The 12,577-nt window shown below is 69.8% G+C and carries 12 protein-coding genes and 2 tRNA genes; 8 read left to right on the top strand and 6 right to left on the bottom strand.

Annotated elements, in window-relative coordinates; all coding sequences use genetic code 11:
* Positions 1 to 234: 234 nt before the first annotated feature.
* Complete coding sequence (hisC, locus tag ACIO52_RS09885) at positions 235 to 1,311, bottom strand: histidinol-phosphate transaminase (RefSeq protein ID WP_342800110.1); 1,077 nt, start codon at positions 1,309 to 1,311, stop codon at positions 235 to 237.
* An 89-nt stretch (positions 1,312 to 1,400) separates the two neighbouring features.
* On the opposite strand from hisC, the gene ACIO52_RS09880 reads away from it, so the two are divergent.
* The 3 genes from ACIO52_RS09880 (at position 1,401) to ACIO52_RS09870 (ending at position 2,429) form a co-directional block, all read left to right on the top strand.
* Positions 1,401 to 2,138: a dienelactone hydrolase family protein gene (locus tag ACIO52_RS09880; RefSeq protein WP_218721273.1), complete on the top strand. Its 738-nt coding sequence runs from the start codon at positions 1,401 to 1,403 to the stop codon at positions 2,136 to 2,138.
* A gap of 93 nt (positions 2,139 to 2,231) precedes the next feature.
* Positions 2,232 to 2,321, top strand: a tRNA-Ser gene (locus tag ACIO52_RS09875).
* 32 nt (positions 2,322 to 2,353) lie between these two features.
* Positions 2,354 to 2,429, top strand: a tRNA-Arg gene (locus tag ACIO52_RS09870).
* A 55-nt stretch (positions 2,430 to 2,484) separates the two neighbouring features.
* Here the strand turns inward: ACIO52_RS09870 and ACIO52_RS09865 are convergent.
* Both ACIO52_RS09865 and ACIO52_RS09860 read right to left on the bottom strand, forming a co-directional pair.
* On the bottom strand, positions 2,485 to 3,210 hold the full coding sequence (locus ACIO52_RS09865; protein WP_402642995.1) for a maleylpyruvate isomerase family mycothiol-dependent enzyme: 726 nt from the start codon (positions 3,208 to 3,210) through the stop codon (positions 2,485 to 2,487).
* 143 nt (positions 3,211 to 3,353) lie between these two features.
* Positions 3,354 to 3,749 carry a RidA family protein gene (locus tag ACIO52_RS09860; protein ID WP_218721280.1) on the bottom strand — a complete coding sequence of 132 codons (396 nt, stop codon included), beginning with the start codon at positions 3,747 to 3,749 and terminating at the stop codon, positions 3,354 to 3,356.
* A gap of 85 nt (positions 3,750 to 3,834) precedes the next feature.
* Between ACIO52_RS09860 and ACIO52_RS09855 the strand changes: the two genes are divergently transcribed.
* Entirely contained in the window at positions 3,835 to 5,415 is a 1,581-nt protein-coding gene (locus ACIO52_RS09855; protein ID WP_402642991.1) for an esterase-like activity of phytase family protein, read from the top strand.
* Here the strand turns inward: ACIO52_RS09855 and ACIO52_RS09850 are convergent.
* Positions 5,408 to 6,097, bottom strand: coding sequence for a DUF998 domain-containing protein (locus ACIO52_RS09850; RefSeq protein ID WP_218721282.1), 690 nt, complete (start codon positions 6,095 to 6,097; stop codon positions 5,408 to 5,410). The genes ACIO52_RS09855 and ACIO52_RS09850 overlap by 8 nt on opposite strands.
* Positions 6,098 to 6,240: 143 nt before the next feature.
* Here ACIO52_RS09850 and ACIO52_RS09845 point away from each other — a divergent pair, with 143 nt between their 5' ends.
* On the top strand, positions 6,241 to 6,369 hold the full coding sequence (locus tag ACIO52_RS09845) for a hypothetical protein (protein WP_255588566.1): 129 nt from the start codon (positions 6,241 to 6,243) through the stop codon (positions 6,367 to 6,369).
* 9 nt (positions 6,370 to 6,378) lie between these two features.
* Here the strand turns inward: ACIO52_RS09845 and ACIO52_RS09840 are convergent, their stop codons facing one another.
* Complete coding sequence (locus ACIO52_RS09840) at positions 6,379 to 6,858, bottom strand: very short patch repair endonuclease (RefSeq protein ID WP_218721283.1); 480 nt, start codon at positions 6,856 to 6,858, stop codon at positions 6,379 to 6,381.
* On the bottom strand, positions 6,855 to 7,988 hold the full coding sequence (locus ACIO52_RS09835) for a DNA cytosine methyltransferase (protein ID WP_218721344.1): 1,134 nt from the start codon (positions 7,986 to 7,988) through the stop codon (positions 6,855 to 6,857). Before ACIO52_RS09835 ends, ACIO52_RS09840 begins: the two co-directional genes overlap by 4 nt.
* Positions 7,989 to 8,222: 234 nt before the next feature.
* On the opposite strand from ACIO52_RS09835, the gene ACIO52_RS09830 reads away from it, so the two are divergent.
* Genes ACIO52_RS09830 through ACIO52_RS09820 form a run of 3 tightly spaced genes read left to right on the top strand, consistent with a single transcriptional unit; the run spans position 8,223 to position 12,572 of the window.
* Positions 8,223 to 10,055 (top strand): ABC transporter ATP-binding protein, encoded by a 1,833-nt coding sequence (locus ACIO52_RS09830; protein WP_402642986.1) that lies wholly within the window; start codon positions 8,223 to 8,225, stop codon positions 10,053 to 10,055.
* Positions 10,052 to 11,905, top strand: a complete 1,854-nt coding sequence (locus tag ACIO52_RS09825; RefSeq protein WP_402642983.1) for an ABC transporter ATP-binding protein — start codon at positions 10,052 to 10,054, stop codon at positions 11,903 to 11,905. The genes ACIO52_RS09830 and ACIO52_RS09825 overlap by 4 nt, the downstream gene beginning before the upstream one ends.
* 49 nt (positions 11,906 to 11,954) lie before the next feature.
* Complete coding sequence (locus ACIO52_RS09820; RefSeq protein WP_218721285.1) at positions 11,955 to 12,572, top strand: putative glycolipid-binding domain-containing protein; 618 nt, start codon at positions 11,955 to 11,957, stop codon at positions 12,570 to 12,572.
* Positions 12,573 to 12,577: the final 5 nt, after the last annotated feature.

Genomic DNA, 12,577 nt, shown 5'->3' with positions numbered 1-12,577 from the left:
CAGGGCCGTGCGGGCGTACCCGGGATGCGGGGTATTCGCCCGCCGAGAACACGCTGCTCGACCGGTGGCGCGCGCCGACCAGGTAATCGGTCGAGCGTCGCCGCATGCATAGTCGTCCTGTTCGAACACCGAGATTCGCTGCGAGCCAGCCTACGACCGGTGTGCTGGCGGTGTGCTCGAAATCGCGGTAATCCCACCACGACTGGCGTCAAGGCATGCTGACGGTGTGCTGACCTAACGGAATCGGGCGGCGGTCTCCGGTGCGGTGGCGAACGCGAGGAATTGCTCGTTCTCGTGCGGGTCGCCGATCGTGACCCGCACGCCGTCCCCGGCGAACGGCCGCACCAGCACGCCGGCGGCCGCGCTGGCCTCGGCGAAGGCGGTGGTGCGCTCGCCCAGTGGCAGCCACACGAAGTTGGCCTCGCTCGACGGCACCTGGTAGCCGGCCGCCAGCAGCGCGTCGCGCACCTGGTGGCGCTGGGCGACCAGCACGTCGGTCCGGTCGAGCAACTCGCCACGGGCTTCCAGCGAGGCGATCGCGGCCGCCTGCGCCACCCGGTTCACGCTGAACGGGATGTGCACCTTCAGCAGGGCGGTGATCACCTCGGGATCACCGACGGCGTAGCCGACCCGCAGGCCCGCCAGGCCGTAGGCCTTCGAGAAGGTGCGCAGCACCACGACATTCGGTCGGGTGCGGCCGATCTCGACGCCGTCGGGACGGGTCTCGGGGGTCAGCCGGAGGTACTCGTAGTAGGCCTCGTCCAGCACGACGAGCACGTGCGCGGGCACCCGGTCCAGGAACCGCTCCAGCTCGGCGCGTCCGTGCGCGGTGCCGGTGGGGTTGTTCGGGTTGCAGACGAAGATCAGCTTGGTGCGTTCGGTGACCGCGTCGGCCATCGCGTCCAGGTCGTGCAGGTGGCCCTCGGCCAGCGGCACCGGCACCGCGGTGGCGTTGCCCACCTGGGTGACGATCGGGTACGCCTCGAACGAGCGCCAGGCGAAGACCACCTCGTCGGTCGGCGCGTCACAGGTGATCTGCACGAGCTCCTGGCACAGCGCGACGCTGCCGCAGCCGACCGCCACATTCGCGACCGTGACGCCGAGGAAGTCCGCCAGGGCGGCTCGCAGCTCGGTGACCTGGTTGTCCGGGTACCGGTTGGCCTGCTCGGCCGATTCCGCGATCGCCTTCGCCGCGCTCGGCAACGGCCCGAAGGTCGTCTCGTTCGACGCGAGCTTCACCGCATCGGGGTGGTTACGGCCGGGAACGTAGGCCGGGATGGTGGCGAGGTCGGGCCGGATGTGCGCTGTCACGCCTCCACCCTACGGTGACGCGTCATACCGGTGCGCGCCGCCGCCGATCAGCTCTACCCAACCGCTGTTTCGCCGCCTACGCTGGGTTTATGTCGGGGACCTACGACGATGTCGCCCCACTCAGGTCGGTGGAGCTCACCGCCGTGGCGGGTGGCGCCGAAACGGCAGCCGTCGCCACGCGGACGGCTGTGCCCATCACCGTGGTCGAGCCCGAGCGAGTCGCCCGCGGCGGCATCGTGGTCCTGCACGAATCCCGGGAGTTCTCGCCCCAGCTGCTGGACCTGATGCGGTCGCTGGCCTTCGATGGCTGGATCGTCGTCGCGCCGCACCTTTTCGACCGGATCGCCGACGACCAGGTCACCGAGGTCTTCGGCGACGAGCTCTTCGACGACTTCGACGCCGGCTTCGACTGGCTCACTCGCCGCGGCGTCTTCCCCGACACCATCGGCGTGCTCGGCTTCGACACCGCGGGCACCGCCGCCTTCCTCGTCGCCACCAACCGTCCGATCGGCGCCGCGGTGAGCGTGGGTGCCCCCGGCATCACCGAGCCGCTCCCGGATCAGGACACCGCCCTGGTCGACATCGCCGCCGCGTTGCAGGCGCCGTGGCTCGGCCTGTTCGGCGCCGACGATCCGGCCACCCCGCCCGACGCCGTCGAGCGGCTCCGCGACGAGGCCGCCCGAGCGAATGTGGCCAGTCTCACCATCACCTATCCCGGCCTCAGTCACCGCGCCGACCGCCCCGATCCGGACGACGACGCGGCCAACGCCATTCGGATCGATTCCCAGACCCGGATCTACGACTGGTTCGACAGCAACTTACGGTAGTTGACCAGGCGTTTTGGACTACATGAACTGCTCGTGTAATCTTCATTCCCGGCGGTTCGACAAGGACCGGTGCCCTCGAAAGAGAAGGCTCCAGGAGGCGTGCCAGAGCGGCCGAATGGGACTCACTGCTAATGAGTTGTCCCTTCACGGGGACCGGAGGTTCAAATCCTCTCGCCTCCGCCACACCCGGTTCGCCGGGTACAACTGAAGACCATGCGCCCGTAGCTCAACGGATAGAGCACTTGACTACGGATCAAGAGGTTAGGGGTTCGAATCCCTTCGGGCGCACCAAGAAAAGGCTCTCAGTATTCGCTGGGGGCCTTTTCTCATGCTCGACCGGAGGCGCCTACTTCCACGCGGGCAGCGGGGGCAGCGGGCCGGTGAGGTCGTGGCCGGGGGAGCGGCCGAGGAGCCAGGCGAGCAGGGCCGAGGATGGGCCGAGGACGGTGTGGTGCGGGCGGCCGGGGCCGACGGTGGCGATGAAGTCGGTGTCGGTGGCCTGGATGTCGAAGGTGGGGGTTGCCTCCGGGCGCAGGTTGGCGGAGACGTCGGCGATGGCTTCCGGGAGCAGGCGGGCCACGAAGGACGCGGGCCAGTCGGCGGGGGTGTAGTCGACGCCGAGGTCGACGTGATGGATCTCGGTCTCGCGCAGGCGCATCCACGGAATCTGGGCGGCGGTGAGCGAGCCGCCCTGCCGGTTGCGCACGACCGCCTGCCAGTCCGCGGGGGGCATCGTGGTGGCCACCGCTTGCCAGCGATGCGCCGAGGCGGTGAAGTCGGCGTGCTGGACGGCCAGATGGCGCGGTGCGCCCGCCTCGATGTCGGCGTCGCGGAGCGCGGCGCTGGCGTACTGGGGGATCTCGATGCCGGTGCGTGCCCACAGCAGCAGGTTCAGCAGGCTGTCGGCATTGCGCGCCATGTGCGCGACGACGTGCCCGCGCGTCCAGCCCGGGAGCCGGGACGGTTCGCTCAGCTGGGCATCGGTGAGCGCGCCGATCGCCGCGTCGAAGCGGGCGGTGGAGGCGGCGACCTGGGTGAGCAGGTCGGTGGGAGTAGCCGTTTCGCTGGTCACCCGGTCGAGCGTAGTTGCCCTGGTCCGTGCGCACCGCCGTTCACCGCGGTGTCGGCGCCCCCTGTGGATAACCGTGAACCTGTGGACAACTGGGGAGTTTTCGGGCTCGACGGCGACGGCGGAGCAGCGGCGCGTGTGACGATTCAGCCGGCAACGATCGCGTCGGCCTCGATCTCTACCAGGAGCTCGGGAGCGATCAAGCCGGTCACCTGGTACATCGAGGCGGCGGGGCGGATGGTGTCGAAGACGGCCGAGTGCGCGGCGGCGACTTCGGACCAGCGGGAGATGTCGGTGACGAAGATGCGGGTGCGCACCACATCCCGCAAACTCGCGCCCGCCTGTTCCAGCGCGGTGGCGATACGGGCGAGGACCTCGGTGGTCTGCGCGCCGATGTCGTCGCCGCCGACGGCGCCACCACCGGGGACGGCGGCGGTCGTTCCGCTCACCACCACATGGTCACCGACACGCACGGCCCGCGAGTACCCCACGACATCTTCGAAATCGGAGGCGGAAGCGATGTTCACCCGAGTTGTGGTCATGGCAGCCAGAATGATCCACCGCAGGGTGGATCACAATTCATTTGTCGGTCGGCTGCCGGTCGGCTCGACGCGGTACGCATGGCAGATGAACGCACGTCCAGTTTTCCGCCTCTTCCCGCTCACCGCCGCGCTGTGCGCCGCCGCCGTCGCCGCGGGCTGCTCGACGCCCGGCGCCGACGCCGACTTCACCGTGGACCGGGACCAGACGCTGGTCATCTCGCTCGACGAGTTGGTCGCCAAGTCGGGCAAGAGCGCGGTCCTCGGCGTCGACCTGGAGCCCGAGCACGGCAGCCTGACCCGCCGCACCGACGGGTCCTACGTCTACACCCCGGTCGCCGGCTACCGCGGACTCGACCAGTTCAAGGTCACCACCAGCGACGCGGTGCGGCTGTACACCACCGACATCCCGGTGCTCGGCGAGTTCGGCGGCACCACGGTGCAGGGCAGCGGATTCGGTTCGGCGTGGACTCCGGTGCCGGGCAGCGCCGACGAGTTCTACGGCCTGACCGACCGCGGTCCCAATGTGGACGGCCCGGCCAAGAACGAAAAGCTCTCGCCCACCCCGGCATTCGTGCCCAAGATCGGCCGGTTCAAGCTGGTCGACAACCGGGCGGTGCTCCAGTCGAGCATCGAGCTGCGCAGCAAGTCGGGCGCGCCGTTCAACGGTCAGGTCGACACCTCGGCCACAACCGGCGAGACCATCAAGGATCTCCAGGGCACCGTCCTGCCTCCCACCGATCACGGCCTCGACCCCGAGGGCCTGGTCGCACTCGCCGACGGCACCTTCTGGGTGTCCGACGAGTACGGTCCGTTCCTGGTGCATTTCGATGCCAAGGGCACCGAGATCGAGCGGCTCGCGCCGGGGAGCGGGCTGCCCGAGGAGATCGCCTTGCGCACGCCCAACCAGGGCATGGAGGGCCTGACCATCACGCCCGACGGCAGCACCCTCGTCGGCGTCGTGCAGAGCGCGCTCAACACCCCGGGTCTGAGCGGTTCGGCCAAGGAGGTGCCGTTCGCGCGGATCGTCACCGTCGACCTGAAGACCAAGGCGCAGAAGGAATTCCTGTACCCGCTGGAGAACCCGAAGCAGAACAAGGTCGCGGTCTCGGAGATCACCGCGCTGAGCGCGACCACCTTCCTCGTCGACGAGCGTGACGGCAACCTCGCGCCCCAGTCGAACAAGAAGATCTGGACCATCGATATCGCCGGTGCCACCGATGTCGGCCCGCAGTCGAGCGTGCCCGGCGCGACCTACGACGCGGCCAAGGGCGGCCTGCTGGTCGACGGCAAGCCGTTGGAGACGCTCGTCGGCGTCGTGCCGACCACGGACGCGGTGGCCGCGCTGACCAAGGCGGGCATCACCCCGGTCGCCAAGCAGCGCAACCTGGACCTGTCGGCGCTGGTCGCCGGACTCGACGAGCGGGGCCGGTTCTTCGGCCACGACAAGATCGAGGGCATCGCCACCACCGACGGCGGCAAGACGATCTACATCGCCAACGACAGCGATTTCGGGTTGGCCGCGAGCCAGGGCGAGCAGCCGCCGTTCGGACTGAAGCCCAAGACGTTGCCCAACGGGCTGCAGGACACCGGCGAGGTGCTCGCGGTCGACACCACCAAGCTGCCCGCCGAGGTGGGTGGCTACACGGTGCGGATCTCGGTCAACTAGTCCACTCGCGCCCCTCCACGAGCACGGCGGCGGCCAGCGCCAGCAGCCACAGCGACATCGACCCGACCTGGATGCGCTGGGCGATGCCGAGAGCGTAGGAGCCGGACAGGTTGTCGGCGATCAACATCCAGACGGTCGCCGCCGACCCCACGACGAGCACGACCACACCGAACTCGCGCAGGATCCGCCAGCGGTGATAGCGGTAGGCGGCGGCGCTGAAGGCGAACGCCGCCACCGCGATCGAGGTGACCGCCAGGGAACTGGTCAGCGCGTGCGGCTGATGCAGCTGTGGGAACAGTTCGCTGTTGCCGCCGCACGTGCTGACCGACGGGTCGCAATCGCGCAGCGGGAGCATGGCGTCGGCGATGGTCGACGCGCCGAAGCACAGCAGGGCCACCCACCCGACGGTGGTGAGCGTGCGTCGGCGAAAGACCAGCAGGCCGCCGATCGCGGCCGGGATCAGCAGCAGGCCGACCAGCTTGTCCGCGGTGGCGAACACCTCCCGGTAGGGCTTGCCCTCCGCGTCGAGTTCGCTGAGGAAGGAGTTGACCGAATCGGCCTCGATCGGCAGGACGAACTCCAGCACCCAGGACGAATAGCAGAGGCCGGCGACCGCGATCGCGAGGGCGATCAGCAGTGGGTAGCCGCGGGGTATCCGGGTGGATTCGGGCACATCGACCATTGTGCTGCCCCCGGCGGAGCGTCCGGTTCATCCACCCGATCGGGCGCGTCGCCCGCCGCGCACGTGGTTTCATCACAGCGCGCACAGGTTGTTGTCAGGTTCACCGGGCAGGGTGGGTGGCGTAACCAACCAGGAGGATTTCGATGAGCTACGTGATAGCGCTGGCAGGTTTTGCCATGGTCCTGGCGATGGCTGTCTCCGGTTTCGCCGCCGCCAACGCGCCGCGATCGCTGGTCCGGGTGCGCGTGCACAGCGACCCGCGCCGCCGCTGACCCGGTCGTCTACCGCTGCGAGCGAGGTGATCGCTCGCGTATCAGGGCAAAGATCTGCTGGGCGGCGAGATGCGGATCCTCGTGTTCCCACACCCGCACGACCTGCCAGCCCGCTGCCCGCAGCGCGGCGTCGGTGGCCCGGTCACGCGCCACATTGCCCGCCAATTTGTCGGCCCACCACTGGGCGTTGTTCTTCGGATCGGTCGCGTGCACCGGACATCGATGCCAGAAGCAGCCGTCCACGTAGACGGCGACTCGCAGGCGCGGGAACACCACATCGGCGCGCCGGCGCTGGCCTTTGATGGGCGCGCGGTCGACGAAATAGCGCAGGCCCGCGCGGTGCAGTTCACGACGGAGGGCCAGTTCCGGTGCGGTATTCGCACGTCGCTGGCGAGACATGCGGGCGCTGGTCGCCGCGTCGGTGACCGGTTTCGCCGCAGGCGGCGGCGCGGCGGGCACGTCCCCACGTCGCGCGTGCCGCCCGGTCATGCCGCCCAGCCGCCCATGCGGTCGAGGTGATCGCGCACATCGTCGAGGAAACCCGGCGGGAAGCGCAGATTGCCCATCTCGGTACGGCGCAGGAAACCGGCCGTGGCGCGTGGCGACAACAGCCGGGGTTCGGCGAGGAAATTCTTCAGATCCTCGTACGGTTCGTGCACCGGCCACGTCGACAGCGGAACCCGGTGCACGACGCCGGCGCGGCCCCACGCCGCGGTCGGCCACGGTGAGCCCGGCCGCAGCGGTTCCCCCACGGTCAACGGCTCCGACGGCGCGGCCAACCGCTCACCGACCCAGTTGGCCATCCGCACGCTGACCGCGTTGCCCACCAGCTTCCAGCGATGCCCCTGCCGCACCCCGGGCACGTCGAGCGCGGGCGCGGTCCAGTCGGCGTCGAAACCCTGCAACCGCTCGCCGTCGACGATGCCCGGCGTGACGATCTCGCCTGCGGGCAGCCGCACCGCGGGCGGACTCGCGATCCCCAGACCCGACCCGCCCTTGAGCGTCGGCACGGCGTTCACCGCCCAGCCGAGGCCGCGCACGCCTTCGGTCCAGTAGAAGCCGCACGGATCGCGCTCGGGGTCGCCGTACTCGCGCGGGCCCGCGTCGTCGCCGAACAGCACCTCGCGCGGGTCCTCGGTGCGCGAAGCCAGCATCAGCACCCGCTGGCGCCGCTGCGGCAGCCCGAAGGCACGGCCGTCGACGACGCGATAGGCCCACGTGTAGCCGAGTTCCTCCAGTGCGCCGGTGATGTGCCGCATCGCCGCGCCCCGGCCGAGTTGCAGCATGAACGGGACGTTCTCGATCAGCAGCCAGCGCGGTCCGCGTTGCCGCCGGACCAGCCGGAACACCTCGTCGACCAGCCCGGATCGGCGACCGGTGATGCCCGCGGTGCGACCGGCCTGGGACAGGTCCTGACACGGGAAGCCCGCGGCGACCAGTTCGGTTCGGGCGGGCAGGGAGCGCAGCCGGGTGATGTCGCCGTGCAGGGGAGTGTCGGGGAAGCGAGCCGCGAGCACGCCCTGCGCGCCGGGATCGATCTCACAGAGCAACTCGGTCGACCAGCCGTTGCTGCCGAGGCCGAGTTCGAGCCCGCCGATCCCGGCGAACAGCCCGACCATCCGCGTCAACGACCCTCCTGTGTCTGGCGGGCTCGCCGTCCAACGACCCGTCACTCGCGCCTGCGGCGCATTGTATCGGGCGGCCGAACCCCGAGCTCCAGCGGAAAAATCAGTGGCTCGCGACGGTGCTGCGGTGCCACTCTGGAGAGGCCGACTTGTCGGACCCCGGTGCGAACATCACCAGGCGTCCGTTCCGGAAACCAACCATCCAACCGGACACCAAGGGGGAGAGTCTTGTCTGTCACTGTGGAGCTGGCGGCCACCGATGCGGAGGCCGACAGATCGGGGCGGCCGTCGCCGCGGCCGAGCGGTAGATCGCGGTCGCTGCGCCGATTTCTGCCGTACCTGCGGCCCTACCGGGTGCCGCTGATCGGGGCCAATGTGCTCGCGATCGTCACCGCCAGTACCGCCATCGTCATCCCGCTGGTGATCGCCAGGGTCATCGACGGGCCGATCGCGCGGCGGGACTTCGTCGGGCTGCTGCTGCCGGTCGCACTGATCTTCGTTCTCGGCGGGCTCGAATCCTTCGGCATGTGGGGGCGGCGCTGGCTGGTGTCCAAGCCGTCCACCCTGTTCGAGATCCGGATGCGGGCAAAGCTTTTCGCCCAGCTCCAGGCGCTGTCGATCGGACGCCACGACGGCTGGCAATCGGGTCAGCTGCTGTCGCGCGCCATCGACGATCTCTCGGTGCTGCGGCGGTTCGTCGCGTTCGCCGGACCGTTCCTGATCGTCAACAGCATCGTGCTGCCGATCGGCCTGATCGCGCTGTTCGCGATGAACTGGCAAGTGGGACTGATCTTCACGGTGATCTCGCTGCCGCTGACCCTGTTCTGCGTGCGCTTCGTGCGCCGGTTCGAGGTGGCCTCGCGCCGCTCGCAGGACCAGTCCGGTGACCTGGCGACCATCGCCCAGGAATCCGCGCAGGGCGTGCGCGTGCTCAAGGCCCTCGGCCGCGGCCGGTTCTTCGGCGCGCGCTTCACCGCGCTCTCGCGCGAGCTGCAGAAGACCGAGCTGGAGAAGGTGCGCCTGGACGCGACCCTGTGGGCCGCGCTGGTGACGTTCCCGACGGTCGCGATCGCGGTGTCGCTCGGCGTCGGCGGGTACTCGGTGGTGCACGGCACGATGACGATCGGCACGCTGGTCGCGAGCGTCACGCTGGCGACCTTCCTGCAGTGGCCGATCATCTGGCTGGGCTTTCTGCTCTCGGAACTGTTCGAGGCGCGCACCGCCGCCGACCGGTTCTGGGAGATCATCGACACCCCGCTCGACATCACCGACCCGGCGCAGCCGGCGAGCCTGCCCACCGGTCTGCGCGGTGAGCTGGTCATCGACCATGTGCGCTTCGCCTATCCGACCGGGGAGGACCGCTCGGACAAGGCCGTGCTGGAAGACATCTCGCTGCGGGTCCGGCCGGGGGAGACGGTCGCGCTCGTCGGCGCGACGGGCAGCGGCAAGACCGCGCTGCTGGAACTGATTCCCCGGCTCTACGACGTCGACGGCGGCAGCATCACCATCGACGGCGTCGACATCGCGACCCTGCGCCTGGCCGACCTGCGCCGAGTGGTGACGGTGGCCTTCGAGGAGCCGGTGCTGTTCTCGGCCAGCGTGCGCGAGAACGTAGCACTGGGCGACCCGCGCGCCACCGACGCCGATGTACGTCAGGCGCTCGACATCGCCCAGGCGAGCGAGTTCGTCGACGCGCTGCCGTGGGGCCTGGACACCAGGATCGGTGAGCAGGGCATGAGCCTGTCCGGCGGCCAGCGCCAGCGGCTCGCTCTGGCCAGGGCCGTGCTCATCGGCGAGGCGTCGGCCGAGCACGGCCGGATCATGGTGCTCGACGATCCGCTCTCGGCGCTGGACGTGGAAACCGAAGAGCGCGTGCAGGATCGGCTGCGCACGGTGCTCGCCGGCGCTACCACGCTGCTGGTCGCGCACCGCCCGTCGACGGCGGCGCTGGCCGATCGGGTCGCCCTGCTGGCCGACGGCCGGATCGTCGCCGAGGGCAGCCACGAGAAGCTGCTGCGCACCAACAGCCGCTACCGCGAACTGATGGGAGGTGAATCATGACCACCGACACCGATATCCAGACGCCGACCGAGCAGACCGACCTGGCGGCGGACTGGCGCGGCATCGCCAAGGAGGACGACGCCGTCACCGGCACCGGAAACCTGGTGCTGGCCGGGCGATCCCGGCGCCTGCTGCTCGATCTGGTGCGCCCCTACCGCAAGCAGGCGGTGCTCACCTTCGTGCTGATCCTGCTCGACAACGCGGCCAAGGTGTCGATGCCGCTGTTCATCGCCTACGGCCTCGATCACGGCATCAGCCAGGGCAGACAGGGCAATTGGACGCCGATGCTCGCCACGGTGGCCGGGTTCGTGTCGGTCACCGTGCTGGCGGGGTTGACCACGTACTTCTTCCTGCGGGCCTCCGGTTCGCTGAGTCAGCGGGTGCTGTTCGATCTGCGGGTGCGCGCGTTCCGGCACACCCAGCGGCTGAGCGTGTCGTTCCACGAGAAGTACACCTCGGGCAAGGTCGTCACCCGGCTCACCAGCGATATCGAGACCCTGCAGGAACTGCTGGAAGGCGCGCTGAATCAGGCGTTCAGTGCGGTCCTTTCGGTGGTCACCATCGCGGTGCTGCTGGTCTGGCTGGATCCGATGCTGGCCTCGATCGTGCTGCTCGGATTCGTGCCGCTGGTGCTGGTGACCCGGTGGGCGCAGCGGCGTCAGCGGGCCGGTTACCGGCGCACGCGCGGCGCGATCGCCCGCGTCGTCGTGCAGTTCGTCGAGTCGATGAGCGGCATGCGCGCGGTGCAGGCGTTCCGCCGGGAAGACCGCAACCAGGAGGTTCTGGGCAGCGAGGACGACGAGTACCAGCGGGCGACCACCACCGCGATCCGCGGGATGGGCGACTACGTCGGCCTGTCGAATTTCATCGGCAAGGTGACCACGGTGATCGTGCTGCTGGTCGGCGCCTGGCAGGTGATGGAGGGCAATCTCGCGATCGGCGTGCTCGCCGCGTACCTGCTCTACCTCGACCAGTTCTACGGTCCGCTCGACGAACTCGCCCAGGTGTTCAACTCCTACCAGTCCGCCGCGGCGGCGCTGGAGAAGATCTCGGGCGTGCTCGAGGAGGAGCCCGCGGTCGCCGAACCCGCGGATCCGGTCGCGCTGGACCGGGCGACCGGTGCGGTACGGATGGACCGGGTCTGGTTCGGGTACACGGCCGAGTCGCCGGTGCTGCCGGAATTCGACCTGGCCATCCCGGCCGGGCAGGTGGTGGCGCTGGTCGGTGCCACCGGCGCGGGCAAGTCGACGCTGGCCAAGCTGCTCACCCGGTTCTACGACCCGAGCGGCGGCGCGATCACCCTGGAGGGCGTCGATCTGCGCAAGCTGGCCGACGCCGAACTGCGCAGGCACGTCGTCATGGTCACCCAGGAGGCGTACCTGTTCTCCGGAACCATCGCCGACAACATCCGCCTCGGCAGGCCGGGCGCGACCGATGCCGAGGTCACGGCGGCCGCGCGGGCGGTCGGCCTGGACGCGTTCGTGCGATCCCTGCCCGAGGGGTACGCGACCGATGTGCGCACCAGGGGCGGCAGGCTCTCGGCCGGGCAGCGTCAGCTGGTCGCGTTCGCGCGGGTGTTCCTGGCCGACCCCGCGGTGATCGTGCTGGACGAGGCGACCTCGAGCCTCGACATCCCCGGCGAGCGGCTGGTCCAGCACGCGCTGGAGACGCTGTTGCGCGAGCGTACGGCGGTGATCATCGCGCACCGGCTGTCCACGGTCGCCATTGCCGACCGGGTGCTGGTGCTCGACGCGGGCCGGATCGTGGAGGACGGCTCTCCCGCCGAGCTCATCGCCGGGCGGGGCCGCTTCGCCGGACTGCACGCCGCCTGGCGGGATTCGCTGGTCTGATGCCACCGTGTTGTACAGCAGCGGGGCTGGTGTCGCTTACCGTAGAGAGGTGACGACCCCAGCCCCGGGCCCGGCCGCAGGCCCCACCGAGAACAGACCGGCCTCCCGGTGGCCCGCGGTGCTCACTTGGCGGGCCCACGACAACACGCGGATGGAATCGGTGCGCGTGACGCTCAACGGCAACCGGATCCGGGCGGCGGGCCGGATGATCGGCAGCGCCTGCGGCGAGCACCCGGCCTTCAGCGCGTCCTATGACCTGGTCACCGACGAGGCGGGCGCGACGCGACGGCTGTCGCTGCGTACCACCACCGCCGCGGGCGAACGGCACGCCTCCATCTCCCGGGACGAGGAGGACTACTGGCTCGTCGACGCGGGCGGCAGCCATGTGCGCTCCACCTTCGCCGGCGCGCTGGATGTCGACGTGGTGTTGAGCCCGTTCTTCAACACGCTGCCGATCCGCCGGTTCGGGCTGCAGAACGCGGTCGGCGACGTGCAGGTCCCGGTGGTCTACGTGCGGCTGCCCGATCTGCTGGTGCAGGAGGCCGAGCTCACCTACTCGAGCGCCGCCGACGGCATCAACGTGCTGTCCCCGGTCTCCAGCGCGACGCTGACGGTCGATCCGGAAGGATTCGTCCTGGACTACCCCGGACTCGCCGAACGGGCGTGACGCCG

Origin of the sequence: Nocardia sp. NPDC087230 (assembly GCF_044744725.1) — a bacterium.
In the GTDB taxonomy this organism is placed as follows: Bacteria; Actinomycetota; Actinomycetes; order Mycobacteriales; family Mycobacteriaceae; genus Nocardia; species Nocardia canadensis.
Note: the sequence above shows the minus strand (reverse complement) of the source record. Positions and strands in the feature narration are given on the sequence as shown.

What these genes read in the sequence shown, in the direction of transcription:
- ACIO52_RS09880 (WP_218721273.1), top strand. Translation starts at nt 1,401, where the DNA reads ATGTCGGGGACCTACGACGATGTCGCCCCACTCAGGTCGGTGGAGCTC.
- ACIO52_RS09860 (WP_218721280.1), bottom strand. Translation starts at nt 3,749, where the DNA reads ATGACCACAACTCGGGTGAACATCGCTTCCGCCTCCGATTTCGAAGAT.
- ACIO52_RS09855 (WP_402642991.1), top strand. Translation starts at nt 3,835, where the DNA reads ATGAACGCACGTCCAGTTTTCCGCCTCTTCCCGCTCACCGCCGCGCTG.
- ACIO52_RS09850 (WP_218721282.1), bottom strand. Translation starts at nt 6,097, where the DNA reads ATGGTCGATGTGCCCGAATCCACCCGGATACCCCGCGGCTACCCACTG.
- ACIO52_RS09845 (WP_255588566.1), top strand. Translation starts at nt 6,241, where the DNA reads ATGAGCTACGTGATAGCGCTGGCAGGTTTTGCCATGGTCCTGGCGATG.
- ACIO52_RS09840 (WP_218721283.1), bottom strand. Translation starts at nt 6,858, where the DNA reads ATGACCGGGCGGCACGCGCGACGTGGGGACGTGCCCGCCGCGCCGCCG.
- ACIO52_RS09835 (WP_218721344.1), bottom strand. Translation starts at nt 7,988, where the DNA reads ATGGTCGGGCTGTTCGCCGGGATCGGCGGGCTCGAACTCGGCCTCGGC.
- ACIO52_RS09825 (WP_402642983.1), top strand. Translation starts at nt 10,052, where the DNA reads ATGACCACCGACACCGATATCCAGACGCCGACCGAGCAGACCGACCTG.